The organism is Clostridium bowmanii (assembly GCF_018861315.1).
Lineage (GTDB): Bacteria > Bacillota > Clostridia > Clostridiales > Clostridiaceae > Clostridium_AD > Clostridium_AD bowmanii.
This window is the reverse complement of the sequence record NZ_JAHLDL010000005.1, coordinates 82,565-100,384: the sequence shown is the minus strand read 5'-3', so window position 1 is coordinate 100,384 and position 17,820 is coordinate 82,565. Positions and strand designations below refer to the sequence as shown.

The 17,820-nt window shown below is 32.1% G+C and carries 13 protein-coding genes and 2 pseudogenes; 1 reads left to right on the top strand and 14 read right to left on the bottom strand.

Features of this window, described 5'->3' with window-relative positions:
• Nucleotides 1-270: 270 nt before the first annotated feature.
• Nucleotides 271-1,959, bottom strand: coding sequence for an IS1634 family transposase (locus KPL51_RS04925; RefSeq protein WP_216158078.1), 1,689 nt, complete (start codon nt 1,957-1,959; stop codon nt 271-273).
• A gap of 208 nt (nt 1,960-2,167) precedes the next feature.
• On the opposite strand from KPL51_RS04925, the pseudogene KPL51_RS04920 reads away from it, so the two are divergent.
• Nucleotides 2,168-2,344 (top strand): annotated as a pseudogene (locus KPL51_RS04920) (tyrosine-type recombinase/integrase); the annotation flags it as partial.
• A gap of 118 nt (nt 2,345-2,462) precedes the next feature.
• Here the strand turns inward: KPL51_RS04920 and KPL51_RS04915 are convergent.
• From KPL51_RS04915 to iadA, 13 genes and pseudogenes are all read right to left on the bottom strand, one after another.
• Complete coding sequence (locus KPL51_RS04915; RefSeq protein ID WP_216158076.1) at nt 2,463-2,651, bottom strand: ferredoxin; 189 nt, start codon at nt 2,649-2,651, stop codon at nt 2,463-2,465.
• 28 nt (nt 2,652-2,679) lie between these two features.
• Nucleotides 2,680-2,844 carry a rubredoxin gene (gene rd / locus KPL51_RS04910; protein ID WP_216158074.1) on the bottom strand — a complete coding sequence of 55 codons (165 nt, stop codon included), beginning with the start codon at nt 2,842-2,844 and terminating at the stop codon, nt 2,680-2,682.
• Nucleotides 2,845-2,866: 22 nt separating this feature from the next.
• Nucleotides 2,867-4,054 (bottom strand): annotated as a pseudogene (locus tag KPL51_RS04905) (anaerobic nitric oxide reductase flavorubredoxin).
• A 123-nt stretch (nt 4,055-4,177) separates the two neighbouring features.
• A complete protein-coding gene (locus tag KPL51_RS04900) occupies nt 4,178-5,392 on the bottom strand; it encodes an NAD(P)/FAD-dependent oxidoreductase (protein WP_216158072.1) in 1,215 nt (404 codons plus the stop codon).
• Between the two features lie 150 nt (nt 5,393-5,542).
• Nucleotides 5,543-5,731, bottom strand: a complete 189-nt coding sequence (locus tag KPL51_RS04895; protein ID WP_216158070.1) for a hypothetical protein — start codon at nt 5,729-5,731, stop codon at nt 5,543-5,545.
• 194 nt (nt 5,732-5,925) lie between these two features.
• On the bottom strand, nt 5,926-7,197 hold the full coding sequence (locus tag KPL51_RS04890) for a sensor domain-containing protein (protein WP_216158068.1): 1,272 nt from the start codon (nt 7,195-7,197) through the stop codon (nt 5,926-5,928).
• A gap of 273 nt (nt 7,198-7,470) precedes the next feature.
• On the bottom strand, nt 7,471-9,036 hold the full coding sequence (locus KPL51_RS04885) for an FAD-dependent oxidoreductase (protein ID WP_216158066.1): 1,566 nt from the start codon (nt 9,034-9,036) through the stop codon (nt 7,471-7,473).
• Nucleotides 9,037-9,271: 235 nt separating this feature from the next.
• Nucleotides 9,272-12,700, bottom strand: coding sequence for a pyruvate carboxylase (locus KPL51_RS04880; RefSeq protein ID WP_216158064.1), 3,429 nt, complete (start codon nt 12,698-12,700; stop codon nt 9,272-9,274).
• Nucleotides 12,701-12,910: 210 nt separating this feature from the next.
• Nucleotides 12,911-13,477: a hypothetical protein gene (locus KPL51_RS04875; RefSeq protein WP_216158062.1), complete on the bottom strand. Its 567-nt coding sequence runs from the start codon at nt 13,475-13,477 to the stop codon at nt 12,911-12,913.
• A 78-nt stretch (nt 13,478-13,555) separates the two neighbouring features.
• Nucleotides 13,556-14,260 (bottom strand): LrgB family protein, encoded by a 705-nt coding sequence (locus tag KPL51_RS04870; protein WP_216158060.1) that lies wholly within the window; start codon nt 14,258-14,260, stop codon nt 13,556-13,558.
• A complete protein-coding gene (locus KPL51_RS04865) occupies nt 14,253-14,606 on the bottom strand; it encodes a CidA/LrgA family protein (protein ID WP_216158058.1) in 354 nt (117 codons plus the stop codon). Before KPL51_RS04865 ends, KPL51_RS04870 begins: the two co-directional genes overlap by 8 nt.
• 515 nt (nt 14,607-15,121) lie before the next feature.
• Nucleotides 15,122-16,555, bottom strand: a complete 1,434-nt coding sequence (locus tag KPL51_RS04860; RefSeq protein ID WP_216158056.1) for a YfcC family protein — start codon at nt 16,553-16,555, stop codon at nt 15,122-15,124.
• A 59-nt stretch (nt 16,556-16,614) separates the two neighbouring features.
• Nucleotides 16,615-17,790 carry a beta-aspartyl-peptidase gene (gene iadA / locus KPL51_RS04855; RefSeq protein ID WP_216158054.1) on the bottom strand — a complete coding sequence of 392 codons (1,176 nt, stop codon included), beginning with the start codon at nt 17,788-17,790 and terminating at the stop codon, nt 16,615-16,617.
• Nucleotides 17,791-17,820: the final 30 nt, after the last annotated feature.

The window sequence follows — 17,820 nt, the reverse complement described above, 5'->3', positions numbered from 1 at the left end:
CTGTTGTAGTAACGCTTACATGTCCAAGAAAATCTCTTATATCTTATACTCCGCACAATGTATTAGAAAATCCTTATATTTAATTTTAAGGGTTTTTTTAGTTGTATTTTCAAAAATAGTGCTAAATTTTTACATACTTTAATGATGAAGTTAATTGTAATTTTTTTCTATGTTATATATAAACTATAAGTCATTAACTTTAGAACTTTAGAACTTTAGAATATCAGAATATTAGCTTAAAATAATATTAAACATTAATGTTATTTACTTTTATTCATTCCAATAAAATACGCATTCAGATATGCCCAGATATTTCAGTAATTTTTTATGGCTTTCTGAAATTGGGCGAACCAAAGAACGATATTTTTTACCTTCAACTGTGATAACCTTAACACCTATACCCGTGTTGAAAACACCTAATATTGCGACCAAAGATGGCTGCTTCATTTTTATGCCGCCAGGCCCTATTATAATTGCATCTTCTGCCTTCATTTCTCGCCTTACCACATTTTCAGCAACAGATAGTATCATCATTGATATTAAAATAAGGTACGTCAGTGCCTCTATACGCTCTGGTGTATCTAAATATAGTGAATTAACAAAATGTGGTGATTTAAGCTGATGAAACTTTTTTTCAACTCCAATTTGTGTTTTATATTCCCTAAGTAAATCTTCAGCTTTTAAACTAAGATCATTGCTACAAAGTATGAATGTACAAGCTTGCTCAAAGTTTTTCTGTATTTTTTCTTCATCTTCGCTTATTTCTATTTGTAAAAAATGCTCCATTATGTGTTCAACTTTACTTGTATCCGTGGGTTGACGACCTTTTTTCTTTTTTTCTGTAACTATTATTTGTATACTTACATTGTGATATTTGACTTTTTTTAAGTCCTTTTTAAATAATCTTAAAATTTCTTTGTTAGCATCTTCTTCACATGCAAAAGCTGTCTTTATATATGTTTTTGAAAGTTTTCTCAATACCTCTTTTTCCTTAATTACTTGCTTTACAATTGTTTTCTTCTTAATATTTTCAAGATTTACAGAATAACATACTGCACATTTTAATTTGGTATCTTCATATGTGCAATCTCGCTCTATTATATAATATTTACTTACTTTGCCTTGTGATGTTTGAATTTCTATCTCTCTCATTTGCGATCTACGATCGAGAGCTTCTCGTATAGATTCTTTTGCAAGTGTGGTCGTTTCAGGCATCCTTGTTATAAGCTTAATATTTCTGATTTCTGCTTTTTTTAAATTTCCTGCTGTAAAAAGTGCACTATCTGCTATATAATGAAAATCTTCAGTGGAAATGTTGAGTCTTTCAAGAACATCTTTAACATCTTCAAGAGTTTCGCTATTATATGTTTTGTCATCTTTGTTTCCTGATAATACCTTTGCATCAACTATAACTCCGTTAGCTACGCCTATACCCATCTTAATTTGTTTTTTATCTTGTCTTTTTTGTTTACTGTGACCAAAATCTATTGATATTACGCCTTGCTTAAGTTCCTCAGTTTCATATGTTCCCCACATTACCTTTGAAGTTGTGTCATAATTTATATTTACTACTTTTATTCCATAATTAGCAAATGCTTGAGCACTTAGTTCTCCAAAGATTTTCCTTGGTCCAGCGGCATAAAATGCATCTAAAAATTTACCAAATCTATCATCATTAATTTGACTCAAATCTATAGGGCTATGAAATATTCCTTCAAGGTCTTTTTCCTTATAGTATTCATTTAAAAGGTATAATGGGTAATGGTTATCACAAATATTTACAATCATCATCTCAGCCATTATCCCGTAAGGGATATCAGTCTTTCTTCCTAAACTTTTTTCCAAACTTAAGTTGAACACTTCTGCTAAATTGAGCTGTTCGCAAAGACCAACCATGAAATTCATTTTACTATCGTAGTACGTTTCAATATCAAGAGATAACATATCATTTATATCCATAAGTTTACTCACCTTCAAAAAGTATTTTATGAATATATTCGACATAAAACTAAGAAATCCTTTTTGTAAATAATTGTAAATGAATATCTTTTTAGTAAATAATTAGTTTTAAAATTCATTCAGCGGAGTATAAGTTATATAAATAAGATTCACACCAGCTTCTAACAGGTGAAAAGCTTTTGTGTGCCTTAAATGGAGAGCTCCCCATTTTAGGCATACACATGCCACCATGTTACTTGAAGCTGGTGCAAACATAAAGGATATTCAAACTCGCCTTGGTCACAGTAAACTATCCACCACTATGGATACCTATTCCCATGTAACTACTAAGATTAAAAATGATAGTGTTAATATTTTTGAAAATATAATTGCCACCATAAAATAATTAACGGTGGCAAATGGGTGGCAAATACATTATCTCTAAGTTGAAATACCTCTTAATATTGGGCATAAAAAAGCACCAGCTTCAGCTAGTGCTAATATTTATTACTATTGTTTATTATTTACTCAACTGTTATAGCACTAACTGGGCACTGTTCTTCAGCATCTTTAGCACTATCCATTAGCTTATCTTTTATTTCATTTTCTGATGCTTCTGCTTTTCCATCATCATCCATTTCAAAAATTTCAGGACATACAGCCGCACACAATCCGCATCCTATACATGTATCCTTATCAACATAACCTTTCATAAAAATAACCCTCCTTTATCAATAAATTTTATTCTTCCACTTTTTCAAAATCTGATTTTGGTACCCCACATAATGGGCATACCCAATCTTCGTCTATATCCTGAAATTTTGTTCCAGGAGCCACCCCACTATCATTATCTCCTTCTGCTGGATCATAAATATAACCACATACTATACAAACATATTTCTCCATAATAAACCTCCTTAAAATGTAATTAGATTTTTTCTATAATATTCCTTCCAAAATCTCTACATCTGTTCAATCCATCCTCATCTGGATTCCACAATTCTCTTATTCCATCATTTATTACCTGAAAACCAGCTTTGTTTAATTCATCAGTAATTAATTTTGTAGATTCTCCACTCCATCCATAACTGCCAAAGGCGGCTGCACTCTTTCCTTTAAATTCAAGTCCTTTAATCATTTCTAGTATTGCCGCTGTGGAGGATAATATTCCTTTATTTATTGTTGATGAACCAACAAGCACGATTTTTGATTTAAATACTGCTGTAATAATATCATTTTTATCACTTTTAGACGAGTTGAAAATCTTAATTGTAATATCACTATTAGAACTTTTTACACCTTCTGCTATGGCTTCAGCCATTCTTCTTGTATCATTCCACATAGTATCATAAATTATAGTGATTTGATTTTCCTGATAATTTTTTGCCCATTCCATATATTTATTTACTACTTGCAATGGATTATCTCTCCATATTATCCCATGACTAGGACAAATCATATCAACAGATAAATTAAAGCTTAATATCTCTTCTATTTTCCTTACTACAAATTTGCTAAATGGAGTTAAAATATTGGCATAATATTTTGTTGCTTCTTGAAATAATTCTGCCTGATCAACTTTGTCATTATACATAAATTCTGAGGCATAATGTTGTCCAAAGGCATCATTACTAAATAGGATATTCTCCCCAGACATATATGTAAACATAGTATCTGGCCAATGAAGCATTTTTGCTTCTACAAATGTCAATTTATTTTTACCTAAATCTAGTGTATCCCCAGTTTTAACCTCTACAAAGTTCCAGTCCTTGTGATAATGTCCCTTTATTATCTTAGCTCCACTTTTTGTGCAATAAATTGGGGTGTTAGGTATTTCCTTCATTAAATCTGTAAGGGCACCACTATGATCACTTTCAGAATGATTCATTATTATATAATCAATTTTGTTTAAATCAATTTCATTTTTTAAATTAGCAATAAACTCCTTAGAAAATGGGCTCCAAACAGTATCCATTAGTACTGTTTTTTCATCTTTAATTAAATATGAATTATATTAAGACCCTTTATGTGTGGAATATTCTTCACCATGGAATGTTCTAAGCTCCCAATCTATTTTTCCAATCCAGGTTACAGTATCGCTTATTTTAAAGCTCATAAACTCTCCTCCATCTTTCTATTAAATAAAACTATCTATGCTTGTTTATAGGTTTATTATAGTTCTATAAACTTATAACTTCAGTAACGCATGTTACCGCTTTGAAATCGCTTATCTCTTGTATTAACTACTTTTAAGTTTCAGTAATAAATCATTTACTCCTACATTTAATAAATCTATGTTTGAAAACACAATCTTTTTTTCTATGGCATTCTTTAATATTGTAGAATACTTATTGTCACCTATTACAATAGCACCTATTATTTTATTATCTCTAATAAATAATCTCTTATACGATAAACTATCAGTACTCTCCTCTATTATTGTTTTATCACATCGCTTCTCATCTACCTCACCCATAGAGAAAAGTGCTATATTAAAAGCATTTAATATAGTCACTGGTACAACACCAACGTATACTTCATGTTTACCTACAATATTATATCCAGCTGTTTTCCCTTGCTCAATAGCAATGTTCCAAAGTCCCACTATCTTTCCATCTAACTCTGCTACATCCCCTGCTGCATAAACATTCTCTACATTAGTTTCCATTCTGTCATTAACTACAATCCCAATATTAGTTTTTACCTCTGTGTTCTCTAATAATTCCTTATTAGCCCTTATTCCAACAGAAAAAATCACCATATCACTGTCAATAGTTTTTCCATCCTTTGTTTCTACACCTTTCACCTTATTTTCTCCAAGAATTTTTACTATTTGCGAATTTAAAAGCACTTTAGTTTTAAACCCTTCAATTGCCGTTTTAAGAATTTCAGATGCTCTTTTATCTAACTGGCGAGGCATTAACCTTTCTTGAAACTCAACTAGGATAGCATCTTTACCATACCTATAGAGACTCCATACTGTCTCTATGCCTTGCACTCCACCTCCTACATTTAGTATAGTTTTCTTATCATTAATACTATCTTGTATATTTCGTATATTATCTAATTTTCTTATTGTATAAACATTTTCCTTATTAATACCATCAATGGATGGCATAAAGTTTTTAGAGCCGTTAGCTAGTAATAGCTTATTATAACCAAATCTGTTTCCATCATGCAATATAATTTCACTTTTAATTGTGTCAATTCCAACAACTTCAGTATTAAGATACAATTTCACATTATTTGATTCATACCAGTCTTTTTTCTGAAGCATTATTTTTTCTTCTTCTAGATTATCAAATAATCCTTTTGTTAACTTTATTCTATAATAAGGATAATATTTTTCATTTTGAAATATGAATATATTTATATCACTATCAATTTCTCTAATTGCTTTTACTGCATTTACAGCTGCAACACCGCCGCCTATTATAACTACGTTATCAATCATTTTAATCGCCTCCATTGTAATTGATTCGTAATACTATTCTATCCCTTTTCGTCTTCCTTTAATATGATTTAAATCAAATAGAATCTTTAAAATAACCATAATTGCTTATACTATTTAATCTATTATGGTTATTCTTATTTAGGGTACTTTTTATTTGGAAACCTTTATACTATAAGCTGTTAGTTGTCGTTTAGTTTCTTCCAATTGACCATCAACTACACTCGCTTTTTCTATGTGATTTACTATACCTTCAGATGTTATTTTTAATATTTCATCAACATCTACTATTTCTTTACTCATGTTTTCAATGTGGCACTTTTGCTCAGTTAAAATTTCCATTACTACCTTAACTTCCTTATCCACTCTCGCTACAGATGATAGACTCCCCTCTATCTTTTCTGCTGCATTACTAGAAGCCCTAACTCCACTGGCAATTACCTCATTAAATCTACTTGAATTATTTAAGACTACCTTTGTTTCATCTTCTATGCTCCCTATTAAATTTGAAATGTCCTTGGTGCTTTTTTTTATAGTTATTCTGTAATATAGAAGTTATAATCCTTACCACCTTTTTTCTTAGTAAAGTACATAGCATTATCTGCATTATGAATAAGATCTTTCATATTATCTGAATCACCTGGATAAATAGCTATTCCTATGCTTATATCTACATCCAAATTCACATTATTCCATTGCACAGGTTTAGCTACATAATCAAGCATTCTATTAGCAAGATTTGAAGCATCATCCTTAGTCTTTATAAAAGGTTGAATCACAAGGAACTCGTCTCCTCCAAGTCTTCCAATTATATCAGCTTTTCTTACATTCTCTTGTAGTCTTTTTGCTATGTTTTTTAACACTTCATCCCCTGCATTGTGTCCATGTAAGTCATTTATTGATTTAAATTTGTCTACATCAAAAAGCATCACTGCAAATTTATACTTGTTTCTTTTAGATTGCTCTAATATTTTTTTAAATTGCTTCATCAAAAATCCTCTATTTGGAATATCTGTTAAAGCATCATAATTTGCAAGATACTTAATTTTTTCTTCATATTGTTTTCTTTCAGTAATATCACGAATAATATGAATCCTAACCAATTCACCGTTTATCTCTGTAGTCCTGGAGCTTACTTCTACAGGAAAACTTGAACCATCTTTTCTAACATTGACACATTCATATACTATTCCATATGAAGATGACATTTCCATTTGCTCTTGATAATCTTTCATAGTTAAAGGATGTCTTAATTGTTGTAATTTCATATTTAAAAACTCTACACGAGAGTAACCATATTTTTCTACCGCAGTTTTATTTGCATCAATAATTCTTTCATCTGCATTAATATAAAGTATTATATCCTTCGCATTCTCAAACAGTATAAAGTGTTTTTTTAACACTTCATTAGCTTTCATAATATCTGTAATATCTGTAATATCATTAAATATAATAATAACTTGGCCTTTAATTGGACTAATAATATTAACTTTGAAGTACTTGTCTATAGTTTTAAAGTATATGTTTTGTTGCATTCCTTTACCGCTTGAAGCAACTTGACCACATGCATCAATCCATTTTGTATCTATATCCGGGTATAATTCCTTTATTGTTTTACCTACAATATTTTCTCTACTACCTCCAGCCATATTAATAAAATAATTATTTAGCTCTAATATTTTAAAGTCTAGCGGGATTCCGTCACTCCCACAAATAACCTCATTTAGTAGAAACCCTTCTTCCAAAGAATCAAAAAATTTACTGAAATATACCTCACAATCACCATTACAGACGTAACGTTTAAACATTTATATATATCCACCCCTTAAATGTTAATTTAGTGACTTATTATACTTTAAACTCAATAAAGCCATGGAAACCTAATCAATACACGATTAAAATCCCTGACTTTATATTAACATTAATTTTCATTTAAGTTATCTTTTATTTTGAGGCCTTATGATTAATGACATACTCCCCAATATGAGATGCAAAATCTTTTTTACTTATAGATAAATTAACTATATTTTTATCATCAGCCATTCCAAACAAAACATTTGACGATACCCATTTGATTTATATCAAATTATCTTTGAATCAATTATGTTTTTACCCTCTTTGTAGTGATTTAATTTACGAACAGCAGGACCTTCTATAATATCGCCTTCGAAAGTAAATCTTGATCCATGACAAGGACAATCCCAAGATCTTTCTGCACTATTCCATTTTAGTTCACACCCTATATGTGTGCATGTTATATCAACTATATGAAGCTCACCATTTTTATCTCTATATGCCCCATATCTTTCTCCACGGAGCTCTACTATCTTTCCCTCATCAACATTTAAATCAATATTATGTTGCCCATCATTAAGCTTTCCTTTTATTAACTCCACTGCAACATCATAATTTTCTTTTATGAAGTTTTTAATTCCTTCAGTTAAAATATGGCGCGATGGATTGTATACCTCTTGATATGGGTTTTCTTTTTTAATTATTATATCCCTTAGTATATTAGCAGCTGCTGTTCCATTTGTCATGCCCCATTCTCCATAACCTGTAGCCACATAAATATTTTCTGATTTAGAAGTAAGATTTCCTACATATGGCACACCATCTATTGTTATGTAATCTTGAGTTGACCATCTATATAAAAACTTCTCAACTGTAAAATTTTGCTCTGCACATTTCTTCAAGTTTTCATAATGTTCCATCATGTCGCCACCGTGAGCAGTTTTATGGTCTTGCCCCCCAATAATTATCATCTGACTATCCCTATATTTCTGCATGCGAAAATACCACCCTGTATCTCCTGCATCTACAAATGTACCTTTAGGCAATTCTTCTTTTATTTTTGCAGTTATTACATATGACCGCTCTGGCCTAAGTCTTGCAAAATATAATCCTAGCCCATCATAAAAAGGAAAATGTGAAGCTAAAATAACTTTTGAAGCTGTTACTTTGAAACCTGTATCGGTTATTACAGTATATAATTTATCGTGTTTTATATCTACAGCTCTTGTATGTTCATATATTTGACTATCACTTCCATAAATAATTTCGGCAAGCTTAAGAAGATACTTTCTTGGGTGAAATTGAGCTTGATTTTCAAAGCATATTGCAGCTTTAATTGAAAATGGCAACTCTAACTTTTTAACATAATTTGCTTTTATCCCTAGACTTTTAGCTGCTTTAGTTTCTTCCTTAATAATCTCCATATAATTCTCATCAGTTGTATAGATATAAGCTGGTAGTCTACAAAAATCACAATCAATGTTATATTCTTTTACGGTGTTTTCTATGAAATTTATAGCACCCTCATTAGCATCTGCGTATTGCTTAGCTTTTTTTATTCCCATGTTTTTAATTAGTTCACTATATATTATATCGTGTTGTGAAGTAATATATGCTGTAGTGTGTCCTGAAGTTCCCTGGGCTATTTTTTCTGCCTCTATTAATGCTACTTTGAAACCTTCCTTTTTTAAAAGAAGAGCAGCTGTAATTCCTGTAATACCTCCTCCTATAATTACTATATCAACATTAATGTCTTTATCTAAAGTGGGATAGTTTGTTTCAGAAGTTGAATCTAACCAATAAGATTTAGGGGTTAGATCATTATCAACAGTTATATCATTTTTTTCATTCATAAGTTTTACATCCTTTCTTAAACAATAAATGGATGTACTTATTTTGTGCTTATATCACTAAAAATATGTATATTATTAGTAATACCTTTGAATCTAATAATAAATATTTAAAATAAATTCCCCCAAACTTATAGTTTGAGAGAATTTAATTTGATTCTTAGTTCGTATATACTTTCATTGCTAAAACAATTCAACCTTTTTTACTTCCACCAACATGTCACGTGGGTGGCACCGCCTATTTTAAATTTATAAGCAGTTCTCCAGCCTTTACCTGTTGTCCTTCTTTAACAACAATTGAGTCAACCACACCTGCTACAGATGTGCTTACTCTAGTCTCCATCTTCATAGCTTCAACTATCATTAATGGTTGATTTTCAGTTACTGTATCGCCCTCTACAACTAGAATAGCAGAAACAGTTCCAGGTATTGGTGCTCCAATTTCTAGTGGATTTTCTGCATCCGCCATTTCAATAGCGGCAAACTCTTGTAGATCTTTGTTATTTCTATCTTTTATTTTTATTTCTCTTCTATTTCCATCCACTTCGAAAGCAACAACTTTGTTGCCTTCTAAATCAAGTTTGCCAATTTTAAGTAGCTTTATCATGTAGGTTTTCCCATCAGCTATTTCTGCTTCACAGGTTTCACCCTCATATAGACCGTGAAAATACACATCACTTCCGATTCTACTTAAATCTCCAAACTCCTTAGTGTATTTTAAATAGCCATCGAATACCTCAGGGTATAATGAATAGCTTAGTACATCTTTTTTATCTGGGATAAAATTAAACTTTTCTGTTAAATGTTTTTCTATTTCACCAAAATCTTCATCAGGAAGTAATTCACCAGGTCTTGTAGTAATTGGCTCCGCGCCTTTTAAAACTAATTTCTGCAGTCTTTCTGGAAATCCTCCCATTGGCTGACCCATCATTCCTTTAAAGTATGATACCACTGAATCTGGGAAAGACATATTAGTTGCTTTATCGTATATATTTTCTGGTGTTAGTTCATTTTGAACCATAAATATTGCAAAATCTCCAACCATCTTAGATGATGGAGTTACTTTTACAATATCACCCACCATGTCATTAACCACTTTATAGGTTTCTTTAATTTCACTAAATTTATGTCCAAGACCGAAACTTTCCACTTGAGGCTTAAGATTAGAATATTGACCTCCTGGAATCTCATATCTATAAATTTCAGCGGAACCAGATTTGAGTCCCGATTCAAACTGATAATAAACTGGTCTTACTGCATCCCAATAATCGGAAATACCTTGAATTCCTTTAAGGTCTATACCTGTATCTCTATCAGTATTCTTAAGTGCTGCAACAACTGAGTTCAGAGCTGGTTGACTTGTAAGTCCTGACATACTATTAAAAGCAGTATCTACAATATCAACACCAGCTTGCGCCGCCATTAAAACTGTAGCAACTCCATTACCCGTAGTATCATGGGTATGAAGATGTATAGGCATTCCTACTTCTTTCTTTAGTGCATCTATTAACTTAAAGGCAGCATGGGGTTTAAGTAAGGCAGACATATCTTTTATCCCTAAAATATGAGCTCCTGTTTTTTCAATTTCCTTAGCTAGCTTTATATAATAATCTAAATTGTATTTATCTTTTTTATCATTTAAGATATCTCCAGTGTAACAAATACAAGCTTCTGCAACCTTACCACTTTTAAGAACTTCTTCTATTGAAATCTCCATTCCTTTTAGCCAATTTAGAGAATCAAAAATTCTAAAAACATCAATGCCTGTGTCTGCAGACTCTTTAATAAATTCACGGATTATATTATCTGGATAATTTTTATACCCAACTGCATTGGCTCCACGTATAAGCATCTGGAAAAGTACATTAGGAATTTTCGATCGTAGCTGCGTTAATCTTTCCCATGGGGACTCATTTAAATAACGATAGGCTACATCAAAAGTAGCTCCTCCCCACATCTCAAGTGAAAATAAGTCTCCTCCATAAACAGAAGTAGCGCTTGCTATCTTTAACATATCCTTTGTTCTTACTCTAGTTGCCATTAGTGATTGATGAGCATCTCTCATAGTGGTGTCTGTTAACAGTAATTTATTTTGTTCTTTAACCCATTTTAAAAGCCCTTCAGTCCCCTGCATATCTAAAATCTGTTTTGTACCGCTCAATTTTTCTGGCATTATAATTTTAGGAACTTGTGGCACATCATAAAACTTTTTGATGCCATTGGTTTCATTCACCACTTTTTCTCCAATGAAATTAAGTACTCGACTTTCTTCATCTGCCTTAGGCGCAATGGATATTAATTCAGGATTCTCTTCAATAAAATCTGTATTACATTCTCCCTTTAAAAAAGTAGGATGATTCAGTACATTAATTAAAAAGCCTATGTTTGTCTTTACCCCTGTAATTCTAGTTTCCTCCACTGCTCTTATAGATTTCTTTATAGCATCTTGAAAGGTTCTAGACCAGGATATATTTTTTACGAGTAGACTATCATAGTAAGGGCTGATTACCGCCCCAGCAAATCCATTACCGCCATCTAGCCTTATTCCAAAGCCAGAACCTGTTCTATATTCTTCTATTTTCCCAGTATCTGGGGCAAAACTATTAGAAGGATCCTCTGTTGTTATCCTGCACTGAATAGAATAACCGTTAACTTTAACATCATCTTGACAAGATATCCCGATATTTTTAGAATTTAGAGCATAATCTTCCGCTATAAGTATTTGACTTTGAACTATATCAATACCTGTTACCATTTCTGTAACGGTATGTTCAACTTGAATTCTTGGATTCATTTCTATAAAATAATGGTTTCCATGAGTATCAACTAAGAACTCCAAGGTTCCAGCGCTTCTATAATTTACTGATTTAGCTATTTTTATTGCATCATTACAGATTTCATTTCTTTTTTCCTGGGATATTGAGAAAGCAGGAGTGAATTCTACAACCTTTTGATGCCTTCTTTGGATGGAACAATCTCTTTCATGCAAATGGACAATATTACCAAATTTATCTCCGAGAACCTGTACTTCTATATGTTTAGACTTTTCAAGATACTTTTCTATAAAAAGATGGTCTATACCAAAGGCTTTCTTTGATTCACTTTTAGCGCTTCTATAAGAAGAGGCCAGTTCACCCTCATTTCTTACAATTCTCATACCTCGTCCACCGCCACCTGCAACTGCTTTTAGCATAACGGGATATCCACATTTATCCGCAAGGATCTTTGCCTCTTCAAATGTTTCAATATTTTTTTCATCACCAGGTATAGTAGGAACTCCTACTGCTTTTGCAACAATTTTAGATTTAATTTTATCCCCAAGTTTATCCATCATTTCCGCGGTAGGTCCTATAAATTCAATGCCTGCACTAGCACATTTTTTTGCGAATTCAGGGTTCTCTGATAAGAAACCATACCCTGGGTGAATGGCATCTACCCCTTTTTTAAGTGCAAGACTTATTATCTCCTCAATATTTAGATATGCCTCAACAGGACTTTTGTTTTCTCCAATTAAATAAGCTTCGTCTGCCTTAGTTTTGAACAGTGAATATTTATCCTCATTAGAATAAATCGCTACTGTACGAATTCCAAGTTCATGACAGGCCCTAAAAACTCTTATGGCAATTTCGCCTCTATTTGCTACAAGTACTCTTTTAAATTTTTTCACAGTTGTTCCCTCCTGTATTAAGCTTTTGTGCTCTTTATTATTCATTATTCACTACAACAAGAATACAGGATTTTCAACAAAAATGCAATTTTATTTTATATTCTGCGTCATTTTTTTGGAATTATATTCAAAATAAGAAAAGCTATCCACATGCCATTTGCCATGTAGACAGCCCTTATTTAACATGCCACTTGCCACGTGTGTGACACCTTATTTCAATTCATTTAAGGTCTCCAATAATACATTAAAATTCTTCTTAGCTATTATTTCTCTATCCTTATAGGTTCCCATCTTTTGTTTTTGTAGCTTTTCATTTTTGTCTAAATTTTCTAGTTCCTCCACTATAGTTTGTTTAAATCTTGGGATGATGTTTATTATTTTTTTGATTCCATAAACATATTCATCGTCATAAAGCTTAAAACATTGAAATAAACCTGATGTAAGCCTACCATCTGAAAACATATAAATATACCTATCACTCATTTCCTCTGATAAATCGACTTCAACTTTATGCTTATACAACCTAAAAATAACATCATTTTTCTCAACAAAAATGGGAAATATCATAGAAAAAAGCACAATTATTTTCTGTTCTTCTTCAACTAGACCTGAAAAATCATTTTCATTTAATTTTTCAATTATATCATCTGTAAAAATACACTTTCGTATTTCTTTTCCCAATTTGCTTCTCAATTTTTGCTCTTTCTCGTCAGACAATAGATTATCTATTGAATTAAACAACTTATTTAGTGGACCTATGGCTCCATTTTTTTCCATAAACTACCTCCTTAATTAGGTACATTATATTTATAGGTACAATTAAATTCTCCAAAAAATATAATATACTTCAAAAAATTATTTTAAGAACATAAGAAACAATCTCCATAAAGTTGGATATAAAAGAACAGCAACAATACCTGAAATAGCCATAGTTATGCCACTCATTGCTCCCTCTGTTTCACCTATTTCCATAGCCCTTGCAGTGCCTAGTGCGTGGGAAGAAGCACCCATAGCAATTCCAAGCGCGACACTATCATTAATTTTAAATACATTATATAAAAGTGGTCCACCAATTGAACCTATAATCCCTGTGATTATTATACCTACAACTGTAATTGATGAAATTCCACCTAACTGATTTGATAATGCAATTCCTATAGGTGTTGTTATAGACTTAGGTAACAATGATTCAATAAGCACATGGTCAAATCCAAATACTTTCGAAAGAAATACCACACATAAAAAACCTACAATAGCACCACTAAAAATTCCTATAAGTATTGCAATAGCATTTTTCTTAAATAGTGCAAATTTCTTATACATGGGTAGTGCTAATGCCACCGTTGCAGGAAATAAGAAAAAGGAAATTATTTGACCTCCCTTATTGTACTCTTCATATTTAATATGAAACTTTGTAAGAAAAAATATTAGTATAATAATGGCTATCATAAGTGGATTGAAAATTGAAAGTTTCCCTTTCTTCTTTATGTAAATTCCAATTTCATAAGCCATAAGAGATGCTACTACACCAAAAACTGGTGAACTAATTAACTCATTCATATTTACGCCCGCTCCTTAGAAATTTAACTACGAATACTGTTACAATCCAAACTAAACACGTGGAAATAACAACTATAATGAGAAATGGTATCCATTTTCCTTTTAGCACGCCAAAGGCCGTCATTAGGCCTACCCCCGCAGGTATAAAGAAAAATGACATGTTTGATAGAAGAAACTCGCAAAGTTCTTCTATCATTTCAACTTTAATTATTCCTACTTCTAGTCCTAAGAACAATAAAACAAGTCCAATAACTGATCCTGGAATCGGCAAATTAAATGTTAATTGTAATACTGTACCAATAAGGTATGGAATCAAAATAATCATCAATTGTCTTAAGTACTTCATTATTTCACCTACTTGTTATAAATTATTTTGTTTCACAAAACTCAGGAATGTAATCTTATTATTTATGATTATAAAAATTCTACTTATTTATACATGTACTCTCTCCCAAAATACAAGTTCAAATGAATCGGAAAACATATTTTTTAATAGTGTTTTATAAAACAGTTTATCAGCAACCAAAATATATCACTCCTTAATTAAATATTAATGATACAAATATTAAACATACTTTACCAATAATTACTTATACACATCATACCCATAACAACTAGTCCATTTAGGTATAACATTGTTTGACCCAGTAGTCAAAAGCGAAACATTGAAGATTAATCCTTAGTAAACGATAATCATAATTTCATAGATATGGGAATGTCCCATTTGCTTACTTTTCCTAAAAAAAGGTGTCATCCACATGGTAAGTGGAATGTGACTAATACCTTTTTCAACAAAAATAACCCCAGTAACTACTAACTTATTCTAGTAATTACCGGGGTTATTCAAAAACTTTATATATTTTAAACTGCACTAATTCCCAATCCAACTATTAAGAAAATAGCTGCTATTACCCATAATACGGCTACAAGCGGAAGTATGAATTTCACATATTTATTCCATGGAATTCTTGCTATTCCAAGTGCTGCCATTAGAGTTCCTGATGTTGGTGTAATCATATTTGATAAACCTGTTCCATATTGATATGCAGTTACTACTACCTGTCTGTTTACATTCACTAAATCGCCTAGTGGAGCCATAACTGGAATAGTTAAGGCGGCCTGTCCCGAAGAAGATGGAACTAGGAATGCAATAGCATTTTGTACTAAAAGCATAAGACTTGTAAATATCCCTTTAGGAAGCCCACTCAAAGTGTTAGCTAGTGTATTCAATATAGTATCAATAATTTTACCATCTTGTGCTACAACAAGGATACCTCTTGCTAGTCCTATAACTACAGCTGCAGAAGTTAAATCTTTACATCCTTGAACAAAAGAGTCTGCTATTTCCTTTTGCCCTGCTTCTTTAGCTATCATAGTAATAATTGCTGCAAACAAAGCAATTCCAAAGAATATCATAGATATTTCTTCTATATACCACTCCCACTTTTTAACTCCATAAATCATAAGCATAATACCAAATGCAAATCCTAAAAGCACTAATGCATGATTCCATTTAAATTCTTTTTTGTCTGCATCTCCTGCGTTTCCTAAGAAATATGCTTTATTTTCTTTATCCAATTGGAACATGGGTGACTTTTCCGGATTTTTTTTGACTCTATGTGCATACCACATTACGAAAGTAATCACAAAGGCCATGAAAATCACCCATTGAATCCACCTAAAACTAACACCAGAGCCTGGTGCAAGTTCTGCGATTCCTTGTGCTATTCCAACCGAAAAAGGATTAGTTGTGGATGCTGCCGTTCCAGCTGCTGCTGCTAGAGATACAGTCATAAACCCCGTTATGGAATCATAACCCAATGACATCATCAGAGGAATAAATACCATGTAAAAGGGAATGGTTTCCTCGCACATTCCAAAGGTAGTGCCCCCAAGGCCAAACAAAATCATGGCTACTGGAATGATTAGTAAATCCTTGCCTTCAAGAGTTCTCACCGTCTTTGCAAGTCCTGCTTCAATAGCACCAGATTTAGATATAATTCCAAAAGATCCTCCAATAATTAGAACAAACACAAGCACTTCTGCCGCTGCTTTTCCACCTCTTATTGGTGCCATTAATATGCCTTTTACACCTTGACGTACATCTGTTACTTTCCCATCTTTGTCCGTAGTAACTTTGTTTATATTTTGATAGGTGCCAGCTATAGGAACAGTTTTTCCTGCTTTTTCTTCTGTGTTAAATTGACCACTAGGAATGATCCAAGTTAAAATCGCCATAAATACAATAATAGAAAAAATTAGTATATAGGTATGTGGTATTCTACTTTTTTTCATTATTTCCCCCCTAAATTTAATATTAAATAATTAAGTTAATTTATGTGAAAATCAAAAGTCTATTTCTCAAAAATTCCTTTTACAATTACCTGTCCCTGGGACACCATTTCCCTTCCCTTTGCCAAAACATATTGAATATCCAGACTTTCATTATCAATAATAACTATATCCCCATCCCTTCCTTCTTGAATTTTCCCTTTATTAAATAATTTTAAATTGTCTGCCACATTAGAAGTTATAACTTTAATAGCATCTTCAAAATTAACACCATCTTTTAAAACTGCATCCTTTACTTCTCTATACAATGATTTTACAGACCCAACACCAAGACCCGTAAATTCTCTTTTTTCATTAAAAATAGGCATACTTCCCTGTCCATCTGAAGAAAATGAAATTTGCTCCACAGGGATTCCCCGTTCTAATAACATCTTTAACCCTGTACTAGCTTTTACTTCATCTTCCTCTAAAAAATCTGGATCCGAACTTGTTGTTAAATCTACAATACCACCAAGTTTTGCAAACACAACCCCAGCCTCAAAAACTTTTATGCTTCTGTTTATATGAGTAGGAATTACCTGTTTTATTGGTATTTCTGTTTCCTCCACTAACCGATGGAGATATTCTAATCTTCTTTTCCCATCTCCAATGTGGACATTTACAACTCCAGCTTTACCAGAAAGCATTCCTCCCACTCTAGCTAGTGCCACTACATTTGCAAACTGTTCAAAGGTAGGTTGCGTTGATCTATGATCTGATAATGCTATCTCTCCAACGCCAATTACTTTATCTATTAAAATAACGTCTGTTTTACAATTTTCTGTAATTGTTTTCACAGGAATGTCATAAGCTCCTGTATATATATACGTAGTAATTCCTTCTTCTTCTAAGGCTCTAGATTTTGCAAACAGACTATTCATATCCCTACATACCCCATCCGTACCTAAACATCCTACTACTGTTGTAATTCCACCTGAAAGAATTTCAGACAATTGTATCTCTGGCGTTCGAGTTTTAAAACTACCTTCACCACCCCCACCTAAAATATGTACATGTGAATCTATAAAACCAGGTAATACCATTTTTCCCTTTGCCTCAATTACCTTTATATTTCCAAAGTTTTCCGGCACATCAATAGCATCATATATACCCTCAATTACTCCTCCTGCGATTACTACATCCTTTTTTCCTAAATACTTAGGTGCATATACTTCTCCATTTTTAATTACTGTAATCATTATTTGCCTCCTTGTAGTTTGAAAGTTCTA

Bases quoted from the DNA above. Each gene is read 5' to 3' on its own strand.
- rd (WP_216158074.1), bottom strand. From the start codon at position 2,844: ATGGAGAAATATGTTTGTATAGTATGTGGTTATATTTATGATCCAGCA.
- KPL51_RS04885 (WP_216158066.1), bottom strand. From the start codon at position 9,036: ATGAATGAAAAAAATGATATAACTGTTGATAATGATCTAACCCCTAAA.
- iadA (WP_216158054.1), bottom strand. From the start codon at position 17,790: ATGATTACAGTAATTAAAAATGGAGAAGTATATGCACCTAAGTATTTA.
- KPL51_RS04925 (WP_216158078.1), bottom strand. From the start codon at position 1,959: ATGGATATAAATGATATGTTATCTCTTGATATTGAAACGTACTACGAT.
- KPL51_RS04875 (WP_216158062.1), bottom strand. From the start codon at position 13,477: ATGGAAAAAAATGGAGCCATAGGTCCACTAAATAAGTTGTTTAATTCA.
- KPL51_RS04915 (WP_216158076.1), bottom strand. From the start codon at position 2,651: ATGAAAGGTTATGTTGATAAGGATACATGTATAGGATGCGGATTGTGT.
- KPL51_RS04890 (WP_216158068.1), bottom strand. From the start codon at position 7,197: ATGTTTAAACGTTACGTCTGTAATGGTGATTGTGAGGTATATTTCAGT.
- KPL51_RS04860 (WP_216158056.1), bottom strand. From the start codon at position 16,555: ATGAAAAAAAGTAGAATACCACATACCTATATACTAATTTTTTCTATT.
- KPL51_RS04865 (WP_216158058.1), bottom strand. From the start codon at position 14,606: ATGAAGTACTTAAGACAATTGATGATTATTTTGATTCCATACCTTATT.
- KPL51_RS04900 (WP_216158072.1), bottom strand. From the start codon at position 5,392: ATGATTGATAACGTAGTTATAATAGGCGGCGGTGTTGCAGCTGTAAAT.
- KPL51_RS04870 (WP_216158060.1), bottom strand. From the start codon at position 14,260: ATGAATGAGTTAATTAGTTCACCAGTTTTTGGTGTAGTAGCATCTCTT.
- KPL51_RS04895 (WP_216158070.1), bottom strand. From the start codon at position 5,731: ATGGAAATTTTAACTGAGCAAAAGTGCCACATTGAAAACATGAGTAAA.